This is a genomic window from Brochothrix campestris FSL F6-1037 (genome assembly GCF_000525915.1).
GTDB classification, from domain to species: Bacteria; Bacillota; Bacilli; order Lactobacillales; family Listeriaceae; genus Brochothrix; species Brochothrix campestris.
On record NZ_AODH01000038.1, the window covers coordinates 27,231 to 43,221 of the forward strand.

The 15,991-nt window shown below is 41.7% G+C and carries 11 protein-coding genes and 2 pseudogenes; 9 read left to right on the forward strand and 4 right to left on the reverse strand.

The features are described from left to right. Nucleotides 1-4 precede the first annotated feature (4 nt). The 4 genes from BCAMP_RS08645 (at nt 5) to BCAMP_RS08660 (ending at nt 4,254) form a co-directional block, all read left to right on the forward strand. The gene (locus tag BCAMP_RS08645; protein ID WP_035315017.1) at nt 5-1,192 is read left to right on the forward strand and encodes a CCA tRNA nucleotidyltransferase; all 1,188 of its coding nucleotides are present in this window, start codon (nt 5-7) and stop codon (nt 1,190-1,192) included. Further along, nucleotides 1,173-2,144, forward strand: coding sequence for a biotin--[acetyl-CoA-carboxylase] ligase (locus BCAMP_RS08650; RefSeq protein ID WP_035315018.1), 972 nt, complete (start codon nt 1,173-1,175; stop codon nt 2,142-2,144). The genes BCAMP_RS08645 and BCAMP_RS08650 overlap by 20 nt, the downstream gene beginning before the upstream one ends. A gap of 441 nt (nt 2,145-2,585) precedes the next feature. Continuing rightward, the gene (locus BCAMP_RS08655; protein WP_035315019.1) at nt 2,586-2,843 is read left to right on the forward strand and encodes a hypothetical protein; all 258 of its coding nucleotides are present in this window, start codon (nt 2,586-2,588) and stop codon (nt 2,841-2,843) included. Nucleotides 2,844-3,393: 550 nt separating this feature from the next. After that, entirely contained in the window at nt 3,394-4,254 is an 861-nt protein-coding gene (locus BCAMP_RS08660) for a Cof-type HAD-IIB family hydrolase (RefSeq protein ID WP_035315020.1), read from the forward strand. 167 nt (nt 4,255-4,421) lie between these two features. Here BCAMP_RS08660 and BCAMP_RS08665 read toward each other — a convergent pair whose 3' ends face one another. From BCAMP_RS08665 to BCAMP_RS08685, 4 genes and pseudogenes are all read right to left on the reverse strand, one after another. After that, nucleotides 4,422-4,841 (reverse strand): hypothetical protein, encoded by a 420-nt coding sequence (locus BCAMP_RS08665; RefSeq protein ID WP_035315021.1) that lies wholly within the window; start codon nt 4,839-4,841, stop codon nt 4,422-4,424. A gap of 109 nt (nt 4,842-4,950) precedes the next feature. Further along, nucleotides 4,951-5,518: pseudogene (locus BCAMP_RS08670) on the reverse strand (ATP-binding cassette domain-containing protein). An 844-nt stretch (nt 5,519-6,362) separates the two neighbouring features. Further along, nucleotides 6,363-6,707 (reverse strand): hypothetical protein, encoded by a 345-nt coding sequence (locus BCAMP_RS08675; RefSeq protein WP_156921198.1) that lies wholly within the window; start codon nt 6,705-6,707, stop codon nt 6,363-6,365. Between the two features lie 198 nt (nt 6,708-6,905). Beyond that, nucleotides 6,906-7,709 carry a hypothetical protein gene (locus BCAMP_RS08685; RefSeq protein ID WP_035315024.1) on the reverse strand — a complete coding sequence of 268 codons (804 nt, stop codon included), beginning with the start codon at nt 7,707-7,709 and terminating at the stop codon, nt 6,906-6,908. Nucleotides 7,710-8,435: 726 nt separating this feature from the next. Between BCAMP_RS08685 and BCAMP_RS08690 the strand changes: the two genes are divergently transcribed. The 5 genes and pseudogenes from BCAMP_RS08690 to dinG all read left to right on the forward strand — a co-directional run bounded on the left by BCAMP_RS08690 (nt 8,436) and on the right by dinG (nt 15,779). Further along, nucleotides 8,436-9,380 carry a sugar-binding transcriptional regulator gene (locus BCAMP_RS08690; RefSeq protein WP_035315025.1) on the forward strand — a complete coding sequence of 315 codons (945 nt, stop codon included), beginning with the start codon at nt 8,436-8,438 and terminating at the stop codon, nt 9,378-9,380. A gap of 95 nt (nt 9,381-9,475) precedes the next feature. Further along, nucleotides 9,476-10,141, forward strand: coding sequence for a deoxyribose-phosphate aldolase (gene deoC, locus BCAMP_RS08695; protein ID WP_035315026.1), 666 nt, complete (start codon nt 9,476-9,478; stop codon nt 10,139-10,141). A 117-nt stretch (nt 10,142-10,258) separates the two neighbouring features. After that, nucleotides 10,259-11,443: a NupC/NupG family nucleoside CNT transporter gene (locus BCAMP_RS08700; protein ID WP_035315027.1), complete on the forward strand. Its 1,185-nt coding sequence runs from the start codon at nt 10,259-10,261 to the stop codon at nt 11,441-11,443. A gap of 90 nt (nt 11,444-11,533) precedes the next feature. Next, nucleotides 11,534-12,836 (forward strand): annotated as a pseudogene (locus BCAMP_RS08705) (pyrimidine-nucleoside phosphorylase). Nucleotides 12,837-13,010: 174 nt separating this feature from the next. Next, nucleotides 13,011-15,779 carry an ATP-dependent DNA helicase DinG gene (dinG, locus tag BCAMP_RS08710; RefSeq protein WP_051456989.1) on the forward strand — a complete coding sequence of 923 codons (2,769 nt, stop codon included), beginning with the start codon at nt 13,011-13,013 and terminating at the stop codon, nt 15,777-15,779. The last annotated feature ends 212 nt before the right edge of the window (nt 15,780-15,991 follow it).

Genomic DNA, 15,991 nt, shown 5'->3' on the forward strand with positions numbered 1-15,991 from the left:
GAAGATGTTAACAGGTAAATTTTTGGAGGCGTTACCGCTCCTAGAAACATTAACAGCAGCGGGATTTGAAGCATACTTTGTGGGTGGTTCTGTCCGCGACTTCCTCTTGAACCGTGAGATTGCCGATGTCGATATCGCTACCTCAGCGTTTCCGGATGAAGTGAAGCAGCTGTTTAAACATACGATTGATACGGGGATTCAACACGGAACGGTGACGGTAATGTTAGCTAAAGAAGGTTATGAAATCACGACGTTTCGAACAGAATCGACCTACCAAGATTTTCGTCGCCCTGACGAAGTAACGTTTGTACGTTCACTTGTCGAAGATTTGAAACGACGCGACTTTACGATGAATGCGATTGCGATGGACCAATTTGGTGTCATGCATGACCCTTATCACGGCCAAGCAGCAATTAAAGCAGGTCATATCGAGGCGGTTGGCATTGCGGATGAGCGTTTTTCAGAAGATGCTTTGCGGATGATGCGGGCCCTGCGGTTTGTTAGTCAATTGGGTTTCACGCTCGATGAAGCAACGAAGGCCGCCATTACCGCCAATAAAGCGTTACTTTCGCATATCGCGGTTGAGCGTTGCTACATTGAAATGACCAAGCTATTAACTGGTGCGGATGTCATTAAAGGCTTAGCCTTAATTAAGGAGACCGGCTTATTTACCTATCTTCCGGGTATGACTTCAAGTGCAGCGACCTTAGCGCAATTGCTCAACTGCAGTTGGTCAGAGCAGCGCACACCGTTAGAGGCGTGGACACTTTTATGTGCGGTTGTTTGTCCGACAGAGGCCAAGCCCTTTTTAAAGCAATGGAAGGCTTCGAATGAGACAATGACGACCGTGGCAAAAGCGTTACGTTATTACGAAGAAATAAGTAGTTGGTCTGACTTAACCTTGTATGATGCTGGCGAAGCAACCATCAAACTAGTTGAACATCTGAAAGCGGCACAACAGATTGCAACGGATACCGCAGCTGTGTTTGCCCAATATGAGGCGCTACCAATGCACAGCCGTGCTGAATTGAAAGTGAGTGGGCATGACCTTATGGCATGGTTGGATAAAAAACCCGGTGCTTGGTTAGCAAATGCCCTACGACAAATTGAAGAGGCGGTTGTGCAAGGGGAGTTAAGCAATGACACAGCGGCAATTAAGGGGTGGGTATTAGATGAAAACAGATATTCGTAAAGCCTTGCTTGAACTTTTTTCGGCAACCGAAACAGCGTTTGTATCGGGACAAACGATTGCCGATCATTTAAACTGTTCGCGTACAGCAGTTTGGAAACATATGAACGCCTTAAAAGAAGAAGGTTTTTTAGTTGAAGCGGTCCGCAATAAGGGCTATCGACTTGAGCAAAACACCGATCAAATTTCCGAAAACGAACTGTATTTAGGGCTAAAAACAACCGTTATTGGTCAAAAAATCGTCTATCATCCTGAGACGAGCTCGACACAATTAATCGCGCAACAATTGTTGCATCAAGGCACACCAGAAGGCACATTAGTCGTGACCAATTTTCAAACCGCCGGTCGCGGACGGCTCTCACGCGTGTGGCTTTCACAACCTGGCGACAACATCGCGATGAGTTTAATCTTAAAACCACAGTTATCGATGCAGCAGTTTCCACAATTAACGTTTCTAGCATCCGTGTCGATTGTGGCTGCCATTAAAGAAGTGGTCGGTATCGATGCTCAGATTAAATGGCCGAACGATATTTTTATTGATGGTAAAAAAGTATGTGGTGTTTTGACCGAACTAGTGAGCGATCCCGAAGAAGTTAAAGCTGTTATTATTGGGATGGGCATTAACGTTAATCAAGCGGACTTTGCACCTGAAATTAAAACCATCGCAACGAGTTTACGACTTGCGAGTGGTGAAACGTTGCAACGAAGCGCCTTGATTCAAGCGATTCTAACAAAATTCGAAGCTTTTTATCAACAATATTTAACCGAAGGCTTTGCCCCGATTAAACGCAATTGGGAGGAACACGCCTTGCAATTTAATAAACACATTAAAGCGCGCTCGCTTAAAGGCGTTTTAGAGGGCGAATTTAAAGGCATTACCGATGATGGTGTCTTAGTGTTGCAAGATGCTAACGATGAATTGCATTATGTGTATTCTGCGGATATTGAAGTGTAGGAATAAAAGTGAAAGCAACCGGTTAGAAGCAAACAGCTTGGAAGATAAAAGAAAGCGACTATTTCCCGTCGCTGCCATTTATCTGAAAGTTGAAAGCTTCTGGTTGATGTAACTGGAGGAATAAAAGTGAAAGCAACCGGTTAGAGGCAAACAGCTTGGAAGATAAAAGAAAGCGACTATTTCCCGTCGCTGCCATTTATCTGAAAGTTGAAAGCTTCTGGTTGATGTAACTGGAGGAATAAAAGTGAAAGCAACCGGTTAGAAGCAAACAGCTCAGAAGAAAAATGAAAAGAATTCTTTCAGTCTTTGTGTACAATCTGGACAGTCCCTTAAGGGGCTGTTTTTTACTCTGAAAATAATAAAGGATGAGTGGCATCTCTGTTTCTAAAGACAAACAGCATAATATGATACGGGTGTTCAAAACGGTAAGGAGCAGCTTAAATGAAGAACTCCCGGAATCTATTGGTGCTTTTCATGATAGTGCCTTTAATGTCAGTAAATATCGTTAGCCAGGCAAATGAAACTCATAATAACAGACAGATGGTCAATGATCCAAGTGCGTTTGATAACAGTCAGTATTGCATTTCACAAACAGCAACTGGTCGAGTGGTTCAGGCTATAAATGGGTTATTGGTGAAAATATCAGGAGAAACTTCAGGTAGTCGAACCATTCAATTTAAGGCGGAAAGTCGCAAATAAATCGCATCTATAAAGTTATTTTAATATCAAATGGGGGTCATAAATTAGTATGGCAAGATGTTGGTCGAAAACAGCAAACAGCGACTTATTCTGCTTACGGGGGAGCTAAAGCTGATATGAAAAACAAGCCATCTTCTAACTTGAAGACAGAACATGGCTATTTACGAGTCAAGGATGGCTCTTATTGGACGGACTCGCGTCTATAAAGGAAGGAACAGCAATGTTATTTTATGATCAACTACCGAAATTTATCAAAATGGTGTTTGTCTATTTGGTGTTGTCGTATGCCTATGCGTGGAAACAAAATGAATTGTCATTACGATTATCCTCCTCTTGTTATTGCCACTCATCCACGAGTGGTTGAACTATTATCGAGTGACAAATCCATCGTAAAAAATAGAGGGAAAGGTTTGTGAGACACAAGTCGTTCTCTTTTCAGCATAAAAGCAGAGGTATCCGCATTTTAATGCATAACTGTAGGTGTTTTCTAAGAGAGGGTTGTAAGCGCTTCATGATATAATAAAAGCATCAGAGAAAGGAGCATGAATAGATGACATTAGCAGCAATTATTTTAGATATGGATGGAACCTTACTTAATGAACAGCAACAAATCAGTGAGGAGACACGCAAAAGTCTTATCGCCGCCCAACAGCAAGGCATGCAACTTGTACTGGCATCGGGCCGACCGACCAAAGCAATGTTTGCCTATGCGGCAGAACTCCAAATGGACCGTTATGATGGTTTATTGGTGTCTTACAATGGGTCAAAGGTGACCGATTATGCGACCAAAGCGGTCTTGTTTGATGAGACCATCGCGGTGCCAACCGCAAAAGCCGTATTGGAGCACTTGAAACAATTCGATGTCAAAGTAATGATTGAACGCGGCGATTACATCTATGTCAATGATGTGTATAATCAAGCGATTCAGCATGAAGGAACGACTTATAACGTATTCGAGCATGAAGCCCGCAGTGGCGATTATCGCTTATGTGAGGCGCCTGATTTAGCTGTAATGCTCGACTTTGACCTTAATAAAATTGTGGTGGCTGCCGAACAAGCCTATTTACTTGCACATCATGAGGCTATCTATGCTCCGTTCAAAGAAAGCTTAAATGCGATGTTTACCGCGCCGTTTTATTTTGAGTTCACCGCGCAACATATCGATAAGGCGGCTGCGCTTGCCGCAGTGCTTGAACCGCGTGGGATTACCCCGGCCCAAATGGTCGCCTTTGGTGATGGTTTGAACGATGTCAGCATGCTCACATACGTTGGAACGGGTGTGGCAATGGGGAACGCAGTGGCAGAATTGAAAGAAATCGCGACAACTGTGACCAAATCGAACAATGAAGACGGGATTGCACAAATGCTCCTTAGTTTATTAGCTTGTGACATGAAAAATAAGGGTCAGTAAGTTATCGATTGCTATGACTTTACTCTTATCGATGGTGGATTAGCTGTTTTTCGTATTCAACACAGTAATAAAAGAGCGTCACATCAATACTGTCTGATGTGACGCTTTTAATGTGTTTGAAACAGTGTTTTAGGAAGCTGTAGGCTGTCTTTGTAGTATTGCTGATGCTACTTGAATAGAACTTCAAAAGAAACAGCTTGTTTACTGCCAACAATGCGTTCTCTAGGTAGCGAAAAGGTAACGATTCCATCCACATCATCATGTTGTTGCCAATACTCGTTGTTTATGACTACACCGTCAGTTGTTTGAAAGGTAACGGATTGGTTAAGTCCCTGATAGTGCGGTGTTAGCCATAAAAATGGTAAAACAGATAGACTGGTTGCTTGAGGATCGGTTTTGTGGATTTTGAGCGATACTTCAATCCGATAGACATCTTCATCTCCTTGGTAGCAGGCTGTTGTTTTTGTTGCTGTGATATTAAAGTTAGGGGTACTCACATGTTCATTTAATTCAAAAGACCGTGTCTGTAGTTGCTGTGCATTGACTATGCGATTCAGACTGTAATAGCGATAACTACCACAAATCACAAGAATAGCGATTATAATTAGTGAAATCCGTTTTTTTTGTAAGGGTCATAGCAAGCGACCGCCTTCCATTGTAAAGTGTTCGTCAGCTACTTCTTCGATAAAACTAGTATCATGGCATGTTAGTAAAATGGTTGTGCCGTTGGCTGCTAACTTTTTTCAAGGTTGTTTTAAGGCGAGCGATGCTGTTAGCATCGAGGGCATTGGTCGGTTCATCTAAGACGAGCGGTTCATTATTACCTAAAAAGGCTTGGGCGAGTCCTAGTTTTTGTTTCATTCCGAGCGAGTATTTTTTTGACCTTGCGTCGATCAGAAGGATCTAAACCGACGAGGAGTAAAGCATCCTCAATATCTTTTTGAGTGGTGTTGGTCTGGAGATGGGCAATTAATTGCAGGTTTTTAACGGCTGAGAATTCGCTAATGACACTCGGGTGCTCTAGCAATGCCCCTACTTTCACAGGAAAAGGTTGGTTTAACGTAACGGGTTGTTGTTTAAGTGTAATCGAACCAGTCGTTTTTATGAGGGCTAGAATAGCTCGCAATAACATTGTTTTGCCTGAGCCATTAATACCGTTAAATCCATAAATTTTACCAGCATCGAGTGAGAAAGTTATATCATCGAGTACCGTGTAACCGTTGATTTTTTTTGAGACGTGATTAACAGAAAGGTAAGTTGTCATGATTTGGACTCCTTTAGATAAAAATATTGTCGTAAGAAAAAGTGAATGCCGCAGATTAAGACAACACCGTAAAGTAGTAGCCAACTGCTGACTTGAGCAAGGGTCGCGTCTTGCCAACGACTCAACATTGAGAAATTGAATGGGTTACAAAAAAATATTTTTTTATTGTGGTTGTAAGTAAAATGAGGCAGCTAAGTAGTGATAGCAGCGGGGTTAATTTGAGTGAAAAACATAAATGTATGTGCTGTAACAGGCACAATAGTAAGGTTTGTGAAACAAATAGTAGCGTGAACAGAATGAGCGGCTGCTGCAGACTGACTTGTCCTATTAAATGTGTAGGCAATGTTTCATCACTTAAAAGAACTAATAGCGTTAAACTAAAAAAAAGTGTAGACGGATATAAAGAGCGCCTGAATAAACAGGTGAATGAACACGATCGTTTGTCGGCGAAACTGTTGTAACAACAAAAAAGGCAAGCGATGAAAAATGAACCGTTGACAATAACCCGCTAAAAAAAGAGTGGGGCGATATAATAACTCAACCAAAAAATCGGGAAAGTAAAGCCTCTTTGAGATCCGGGCTGCCTAATACCGTCAAAAGCAGCCACAATTAAGCTGTCGTGTGATGAGCCGATTGCAAAAAAAAGCAACTAACGCAATAAGTGTAAGCAAGAACAACAGTAGTGGACGCTGCATTAGCTTGATGAAATAAGTAAGTTCACAGCGAAGTAAGTGTGCCATTGATAAAATCCTTTCTTAACATGAGCCAAGTGAGCAGCCACAATAGTAATAATTCCAGACTAAGCGTTAACAGGCCGTTACTGATAATCGCTAAAGAAGTCGGTTTAAATCCAAAAAAAAGTAATGAGGGCAGATGTGCCATCCGCAAAAAAAAAGTTACATAGCAAGAGCCCAATCGTTAAGAGTAGCGCGGAAACTGTGAGCAGTTTTGTTTCTTTGATCAGCAACGTCAAGGCACCCATAATCCCTAAACAAAGCGATTGATTGAACAGTAAGCCAATCACTTGTAATAGCTGTATGTGGGAGAGCGGTGGAAGCGTGATGAAGAGGCCGATACTGTAGAAGAAAGTCATCGTCAGTTGTAGCGATAGAATCGCGATGCGTTGTTTGACAATAAAGGTTAGACGTGTTCCGGTAGCAAACAAATCAGTTAACTGATAGGGATTCAATGAAAAAAGACAAATGATAATCAAAGGATAACAAACAAACGCATGTAACTATCATTTATTTCGTCAAAAATTAATAAGAAGCCGTCGTCTTTTGTAACGTCAATCGCGTGAAAAAGCAAGTATGACATCGTCAGGAGTATGAGTGAACAAAGAACTAATTGACGCCATTGTTGATCAAACACTGATCGAAAAAACTGTTTAGAGCCAAACATGACGTTTCACTCCAATTACATAGAACAACGATGAACAAACAATCAAGCAAAGGGCCGTACTGAGGACAACACTTAACTGCACGCTCCGCAATAAAACTGTTTCTGGTAAAAAGTCAAAGGGTGTGATGGTCGTGTTCATAAATAGGAGTGAATTGAGTAAATAAAGGAGGAGTTGTAAAAGAAAAGCGGCAAATAGTGCGACTAAAGGCTGTTTAAGCCAGAGAGATAATGCCAACGTAAAACAAGCAAACAAACCAAAACCACCGAAGATGGCAGCTAGTAAAAGGTAAAACAGTTGGTGTAATACAGGATGGCTATAATAAAGACCAACGAATAAGGTACTATTAGCCCGCATTGCGATGTTATTATTGAGGAGTTCGTCAGGAAGGTAACTCGGTAGAACTAAACTGCTTGCGACTAAATTAATCAGAAGCGGTAAAGCGATGAGACAGGCACCGCTAATGAAGGTGACCCAAAAAATGATGCGGTAATACCGTCGAATCGGCAAGCTTAATTTTATTTGTTGTAAAAATCCACTCGTAATGTCACGTTTAAGGAAATCGGCAAAGGCCAAACTACTTAAAAAGGGCAATAACAAATAAAAGAGGAGGTTGAGGACACTAAAGGAATCAATTCCAAGCCACATCGTAAACGGTGTAAACAGAACATCATTTGAGGTTATGAGTGGCAATACGCGTGTGAATACATGTAGCAAGGCGAGTAACACACCGAGCCAAATGCCGACGTGAAAACTTTGCCGCTGCATCCGCTGCCAAATAAATTTTGTCATAAAAACACGTCCTTTGATTAAAAAATAAAAGCTGCTACGGGATGATAAAAGGTTATTTTAAGCTGTCGGGACTCCAAACGCCTATGGCTGATCCATTACCAAACCGTTGCGAGTCAATTCGAACTTTTTTGCCAGGATGTTTTTCGTGGGCAAGGTTATATACAAAGGTGACATCACCTTTGTATGTTTTATACGTGTGACCGGCAGAAACATCAGTCCCATCACTTAGGGCAGCCCAGACATTAATATAAAGCAGTCCTTTAGTTAATGTCTTGATTTTTTGATAATAAGCCGTTCCATTATCTTTTTTTCGAGCAGGTGTATGGTCATTGGGACTCCAAATGCGGTATTCATTGGCCCAGTTGGTATCACCTGTATTGGCAGCTAAGACAGTGCCGTTAATGCCTAAACAGAAAAGGGTGATAAATAAAATAAGTGTGTTTTCATTGTTAATACGCTCCGTTTCTATCCCGTTAGCAACTTAATGCCACTTTAATATTTCTTTGAGCGTTTACAATGTCAAAAAAAACCGTTTAAAACAACCGATTTGATAGAACATATCTATGCGATTGTCAATAGGTTTCTTTAGGGTTACACTGATATTACTAGTAACTACAAGTATGTCTAGTTTAAAGATATTTTGTTTTTTGTGAAACAACACTCGCTTTTAAGATGATAAATCGCTATCATTTAAAGAAAGAGATAGAAGCTAAAGGAGACGACCAGATGCCAACAGAAAAAGGACAACTCAGTGTGAATGTCGCACGGCTATACTATGAAGCCGAATTAAGCCAACAAGAAATTGCCAACCAACTGCAAATATCACGACCGACTGTGTCGCGTCTGTTAGCCTATGCCAAAGAAAAAGGCTACGTCCAAATTACAATTGCCGATCCCTTCAGTGATATCGAAGGCGTGCAACGTCAATTGCGAGAGCGTTATCAACTAAAAGATGTTCAACTGGTGTTTGCACCAAGCATTTCTGAAGCTAAATTGTATGATACCTTAGGTGAGTTTGCCGCCCGTTACATCGAAACGCTAACGCAGGATGATGACGTTATCGGTGTCAGTTGGGGCAAAACGATTGAGGCGATTGCCAAACATTTGCGACCGCAAGAAACCAAAAACATCCAAGTGGTGCAATTAAAGGGTGGCATCAGCCAATCGAAGGTCGATACCAATGCCAACGAAACGTTAAATACCTTTGCCCGCGCCTTTCGGACAATGCCACACGCCTTACCATTACCGGTTGTGTTTGATAATGAAGTGACGAAACAAGTTGTAGAAAAAGACCGTCACATTCAAGCGGTAAGTAACCTTGGTAAACGTGCGAATACCGCGATTTTCACTGTCGGTACAGTACGGCCAGAAGCGCTGCTGTTTCAACTGGGTTATTTAACTGCGGCTGAAATAGAGCTGCTAAAAACAAAGGCAGTCGGTGATATTTGTTCCCGTTTTTACGACGCTAGTGGTGCCATCTGTGCACCAACGATTGATAATCGTACGATGGGAATTGAACTGGCGGACTTACAAATGAAAGAACATGCCATTCTTGTGGCCGGTGGGGTGCGAAAAGTGCAGGCGATTGATGCCGCCTTAAAGGGGAAATATGCTAACATTCTCTTGCTTGATTACGAGACAGCTAAAGCGTTGTTAACGTTTTCGACATAAAATAACTCGATGTGAACAAAAGTTCTTTGGTTGTTTGCACAAACGTTCATCATGTAGTATACTCAAGCTATTAAACGAAAAGGAGTGATTTAATCATGACATTAGCAAATATGATTGATCATACATTATTAAAACAAGACGCAACACGCGCACAAGTAGAAACATTAATTGCGGAAGCACGCGAACATGATTTCGCTTCAGTTTGTGTGAACCCTTACTGGGTGCCGTTAGCAGCAGAAAAATTAGCAGGCGCCTACGCTAAAGTATGTACTGTTATAGGTTTCCCTTTAGGTGCAACATCAACTGCTGCTAAAGTATCAGAAGCAAAAGATGCTGTGGCAAACGGAGCCGATGAAGTCGATATGGTGATTAACGTTGGTGCTTTAAAAGATGGCGATAACGCAACAGTGCAAGCTGATATTCAAGCAGTGGTTGAAGCGGTTAAAGGCCAAGCACTCGTGAAAGTAATTATCGAAACATGTTTATTAACAGATGAAGAAAAAGTACGTGCCTGTGAATTAGCAGTCGCTGCCGGCACTGATTTTGTTAAAACATCAACAGGTTTTTCAACGGGAGGGGCAACAGTAGCAGACATCGCTCTAATGCGTCAAACAGTCGGACCAAACATCGGTGTTAAAGCATCAGGTGGCGTTCGTTCAAAAGCAGACGTTGATGCAATGATCGCAGCCGGCGCAACACGTATTGGCGCAAGTGCAGGTGTCACAATCATCGCAGGTGGCACATCAGATTCGAATTACTAATCCTAATGAGCTAAGTTTTTTGAAAATTTCTCTTATTTTTCACCAATAGCCTTCAAGATGTTGTATAATATTTGATGGAAACGATTGCAATATTAAACTAATAAAAGGTGGTCTATGATGAAATATTTAATTGGTATTATCGGTCTGATTGTCGTCTTGCTCTTAGCGTGGTTATTTAGTAAGGAAAAGAAAAAAATCAAATACCGTCCAATTGCAATAATGCTCGTATTACAATTTTTACTCGCGGCATTGTTACTTAATACAAGCTTAGGTAATGTGTTGATTGGTGGGTTTGCTAAAGGGTTCGAATTCTTATTAGGGTATGCAGCCGAAGGTGTTAACTTTGTCTTCAGTGGTTTGCTTAACGAAGATGCCGGCTCAAACTTCTTCTTAAACGTCTTATTACCAATCGTCTTTATTTCAGCTTTAATCGGTATTTTACGTTATTTAAAAATCTTACAGGTCATTATGGGTGGGATTGGTTACCTCCTAAGCAAAGTGAATGGTATGGGTAAATTAGAATCATACAACGCGGTTGCTTCAGCTATTTTAGGCCAATCAGAAGTTTTTATTTCAGTTAAAGATCAACTAGGTTTATTGAATGAAAAACGTTTGTACACCTTATGTGCGTCAGCCATGTCAACTGTATCAATGTCAATTGTTGGTGCATATATGACAATGCTTGAACCAGAATATGTTGTAACAGCAATCGTCTTGAACTTGTTTGGTGGCTTTATCATCGCGTCAATCATTAACCCTTATGAGGTTGATCCAAGTGAAGATATTTTAGAAGTAAAAAAAGATCATAAACAATCATTCTTCGAAGTGCTTGGCGAATACATTATGGATGGTTTCAAAGTAGCCATTACCGTTGGTGCAATGTTAATCGGTTTCATCGCGATTATCGCCTTAATTAACGGGATTTTCTCAGCTATCTTCGGCATCTCATTCCAAGACATGCTCGGTTATGCCTTCTCACCATTTGCCTTCTTAATGGGTGTGCCGTGGTCGGAAGCAATTCATGCCGGTAGTGTGATGGCAACTAAATTAGTCTCAAATGAATTTGTTGCAATGGAATTCTTAGCGAATAATACGTATGACTTCTCTGGTCGTACAACAGCGATTGTTTCAGTATTCTTAGTGTCATTTGCTAACTTTGCGTCAATCGGTATTATTGCTGGTGCTATCAAAGGACTTAACGAAGAAAAAGGGAACTTGGCCTCAAAATTCGGCTTACGTCTTCTTTATGGTGCGACATTAGTTAGCTTCTTAACAGCAACAATCGTAGGTTTAATTTATTAATAAACAAAGCATGTGATGCTGTCAGCGTCCGCGTGCAACAGAACAAATTGATTGGTACGAACTAAATTGACAAAGGACTGGTGATTTTACATGAGAATGGTTGATATTATTGCAAAAAAAACGTGATGGTAAAGAATTAACAACAGCAGAAATTAACTTCTTCATCGACGGATATACAGCAGGCGACATTCCGGATTATCAAGCAAGTGCTCTAGCAATGGCGATTTTTTTCCAAGACATGACAGATTCTGAACGCGCGGATTTAACGATGGCAATGGTCAATTCAGGTGATACGATTGACTTATCGGGTATTGAAGGGATTAAAGTTGATAAACACTCAACTGGTGGCGTTGGTGATACAACAACGCTTGTATTAGCACCACTTGTTGGGGCGTTAGACATCCCAACAGCTAAAATGTCAGGGCGTGGCTTAGGTCATACGGGTGGAACAATCGACAAACTTGAAGCTGTTAAAGGCTTCCATGTTGAAATCTCAAATGAGAAATTCATGGAAATCGTTAACCGCGATAAGGTAGCGGTGATTGGTCAATCAGGGAACCTAACACCGGCGGATAAAAAAATGTATGCGTTGCGTGATGTAACGGGTACAGTCAACTCGATTCCCTTAATTGCAAGTTCAATTATGAGTAAGAAAATTGCCTCTGGTGCTGATGCAATTGTGTTAGATGTTAAAACCGGCGCTGGCGCTTTTATGAAAACGGAAGAAGATGCGCAAAACTTAGCACACGCAATGGTTCGTATCGGTAATAACGTTGGTCGCCAAACGATGGCCGTTATTTCAGATATGTCGCAACCACTTGGTTATGCAATTGGTAATGCACTTGAAGTGCAAGAAGCAATTGATACATTAAAAGGCGAAGGCCCTGCCGATTTAACTGAACTTGTATTAACATTAGGTTCGCAAATGGTTGTGTTAGCAAAAAAAGCGGATACGTTAGCCGAAGCACGCGTTATGTTAGAAGAAGTGATGGCCAACGGTAAAGCGTTAGCAAAATTCAAAACATTTTTACGCAATCAAGGTGGCGACGATTCAGTTGTTGATCACCCAGAACGTTTACCGCAAGCGCAATTCAAAATCGAGGTGCCTGCTAAAACAACGGGTGTTGTCGCTAACATGGTTGCCGATGAGATTGGGATTGCTGCGATGTTGCTCGGTGCAGGCCGTGCGACGAAGGAAGACGAGATTGATTTAGCAGTTGGCTTAATGCTCCGCAAAAAAGTGGGCGAGGCTGTTGAAGCAGGCGAATCACTCGTAACAATTTATGCCAACCGCGAAAATGTGGCGGATGTTATCGCTAAAATTTACGACAACATTACGATTGCCGATAGCGGTGTTGAACCAACTTTAATCCATTCAGTTGTCACTGAATAAAAAAGTACTTTCAACCGTTTATCTTCAGTCTTAAGGAACCGACAACATATTGTCGGTTCCTTTTTTGTTATCACGGTTATTCACCTAACAACTGTAAAAGTAAGGGTATATTTGTTATAATAATAGAGATTATTGTAAACAGAATGAAGGCATCAAAGAAAAGAGGGAACTCGTGTGACGCGCTACGTTGTTGTAGACATCGAAACAACAGGTCATCGTCCAAAGGAAGGCGACCGCATCATTGAATTTTCAGCGATTGTAATTGAGCATGGTGAAATTGTCCATGAGTTTTCGACGCTCGTAAATCCAGATCGAACCATACCACCGTTTATTGCAGAACTCACTAAAATAACGACTAAAAAAGTCGCTGGGGCACCTTATATCGATGATATTATGGCAATTATTGCAAGTCTTCTAAGTGATACCGTATTTGTCGCTCATAACGTCCAGTTTGACTGGCCGTTTATCGAAGCAGAAGCACATCGACTTGGCTATGATTTTACGATTGCTCGTAAAATTGACACTGTTGAGTTAATGCGTATTTTATATCCAACATTAGACAGTTATCGTCTCAGTGATTTAAGTGAAGAATTTAATATTAGCCATGATCAACCGCATTCCGCTGCAAGTGATACGTTAGCAACGGCAGCCTTGTTTTTAAAGGCAATGACTGCCATTAAACAACTGCCCTTGCCAGTCTTGCAAAAACTATACGCGTTAATGCCTGAATTGCTCAGTGATTTTTCGAACGAATTATACGAGTGTATCTCTTATAATGAGCGTCATAATCAGTTACTTGATCCGCAGTGGACGGCTTTTGAAGGGTTGGTGTTTAAAACACCTGAAGCGATTGCAAACAAGGCTGTGTCAAACAGCGTGTATCCGCATGAAGAAAGGGCCAAACAGGCCTTAATTAGTGCGGTTTTCCCCGATTTTGAACCACGTCCGAATCAATTTGTGATGATGGATACCGTCTATGAGCAATTACGACTTAATCATCATCAAGCGATTGAGGCAGGAACTGGTATCGGCAAAACGCTCGGCTACTTATTGCCAGCAGCCTATTTTTCGCAAACGGGTCAACCGGTCGTGATTGCAACGTATTCGTTGTTGTTACAAAATCAAATGATGAGTCAAGATGTGCCCCGTCTACAGCAAATGTTACCGTTTGATGTGACGGTTGCCACCGTCAAAGGCCGATTGCATTACATCAGTTTATCGAAATTTGCCACTGTGCTGCATGGGCCATCAACGAATTATGATGAGGCGTTAACAAAGGCGCAATTACTCATCTGGTTATTACAAACGAACACCGGCGATTTAACCGAACTTAATCATCCGGGTGGTGGTAAAAACATCGTCTATCAAATTACGAGTAGTGCTAAGGATGATGGCTCTATCTATGAGCCATATGATTTTTATCAGCGGATGAAACGGAAAGCGGCTGCCGCTCACTTGATTGTGACAACCCATGCCACGCTTTGGCTCGATACGGTTGAACAGGTTGATGTGTTAGGAGATTATGACCATGTCATTATTGATGAAGCGCACCATATTCCAGATTCAGCCCGCCAATTTTTAGGGGCGCAGTTTTCGTTGCAGCAGGCCCGTTTTATGCTGAATCGCATTGCCGCCCTCCATAAAGAGAACGGCTGGAGCATAATGAAAAAAGAAACGACATTACAACCGTTATTATTCGATATTGGCCTAACAGTCACGAGCCTTGACCTAGGTTTAACGCAATTATTTGATGACATTAATGACCTGTTTTTACGTGAAAAAGAGAAACGACCGAGTGCTTTTAGAGTGGCGTTGTCAGATGGGCAAACAGAAACGTTAACGCAACTGCGCCCACAGGTACAAAAAATCTATCGTCGTTGTCAACACTTATATACAACCTTAGTCACTCAACTAACTGAGCTTGAACAGCAACAAGCTGTGAAAGGTGAACCGCTGTTTGAAATAGAAGTCAGTCGTGCCCTTAGTTTTTCAATTGAGATGCAACAACAACTGACGCGCTTAATGGCTGATTCGACAGTACCAATGGTTGTTTGGTATGAAACGGACCGCAAGAACAGTCGTAATGGGAGCCGTTTGATGGGTGAACCGTTAGAAACTGCTGACCTGATTCAAAACAGTCTGTTTAGATCCAATGCAGCGGTTATTTTAACCTCAGCGACGTTGGCCACGAATCAATCGTTTGCTTACTTCGAACAGCAACTCGGTTTTAGAAAAGATGAATTACCGACGATGTTGTTGGCGGCAAGCTTTGATTATGCAACGCATGTACGCCTGTGTTTACCGAACGACATGCCATCAGTGAAAGAAGTGTCGTTGCACACTTACGTTGATCATTTGGCGCGTTATTTAAGTGAGTTGGCACAGCAAACAAATGGACGCATGCTCGTGTTGTTTACCGCCTACGACATGCTGAGTGCAACCTATCAAAAACTAAATCATAACAAGCAATTGGCGAACTACCGAATTTTGGCACAGAACCTGACCTCAGGCAGTACGCAACGTTTAATCCAACAGTTTAAGCGAACCGATAAGGCGATATTGCTCGGTACGACCAGTTTTTGGGAAGGATTAGACATTCCTGGTGAAGCGCTCAGCTGCTTAGCAATTGTCCGCCTTCCATTTGTGTCACCCGAAGATCCGTATATGAAAGCGCAAATGAAACGTTTTAAGGCACAGGGAGAAAACGCCTTTAGAAAGTACGCGTTGCCGCAAGCAATTCTGCGTTTTCGCCAAGGATTTGGCCGGTTAATGCGACATGAAAATGACCGGGGAATTATTGTTGTGTTTGACCAGCGGATTGATAAAACCGATTTTGGTCAGGCCTTCTTGCAGTCAATCCCATTCGTGGATATGGTACAGGGAAGTCGGGCAGAGATTCTACCAGCAGTGGCCGAATGGTTGCCGCTAAATAGCGAGGACTAAGCGGCTTAAACATTATGTTGAGATGATAACTTTCGCTTTATTTTAAGGCGTAAGATTGCTATAATATGCAAGTAAGACTAGCACAGGCATATGACTTTAAGAGAATTAAAATAAAGGATAGAAAGTGTGAGACTTATTAAAATAAAACTGCAAAACAAAGGCTATCAAAAGAAAAAAAAAGTGGCCTTGGATAGTAACAGGTTTGATTGTCG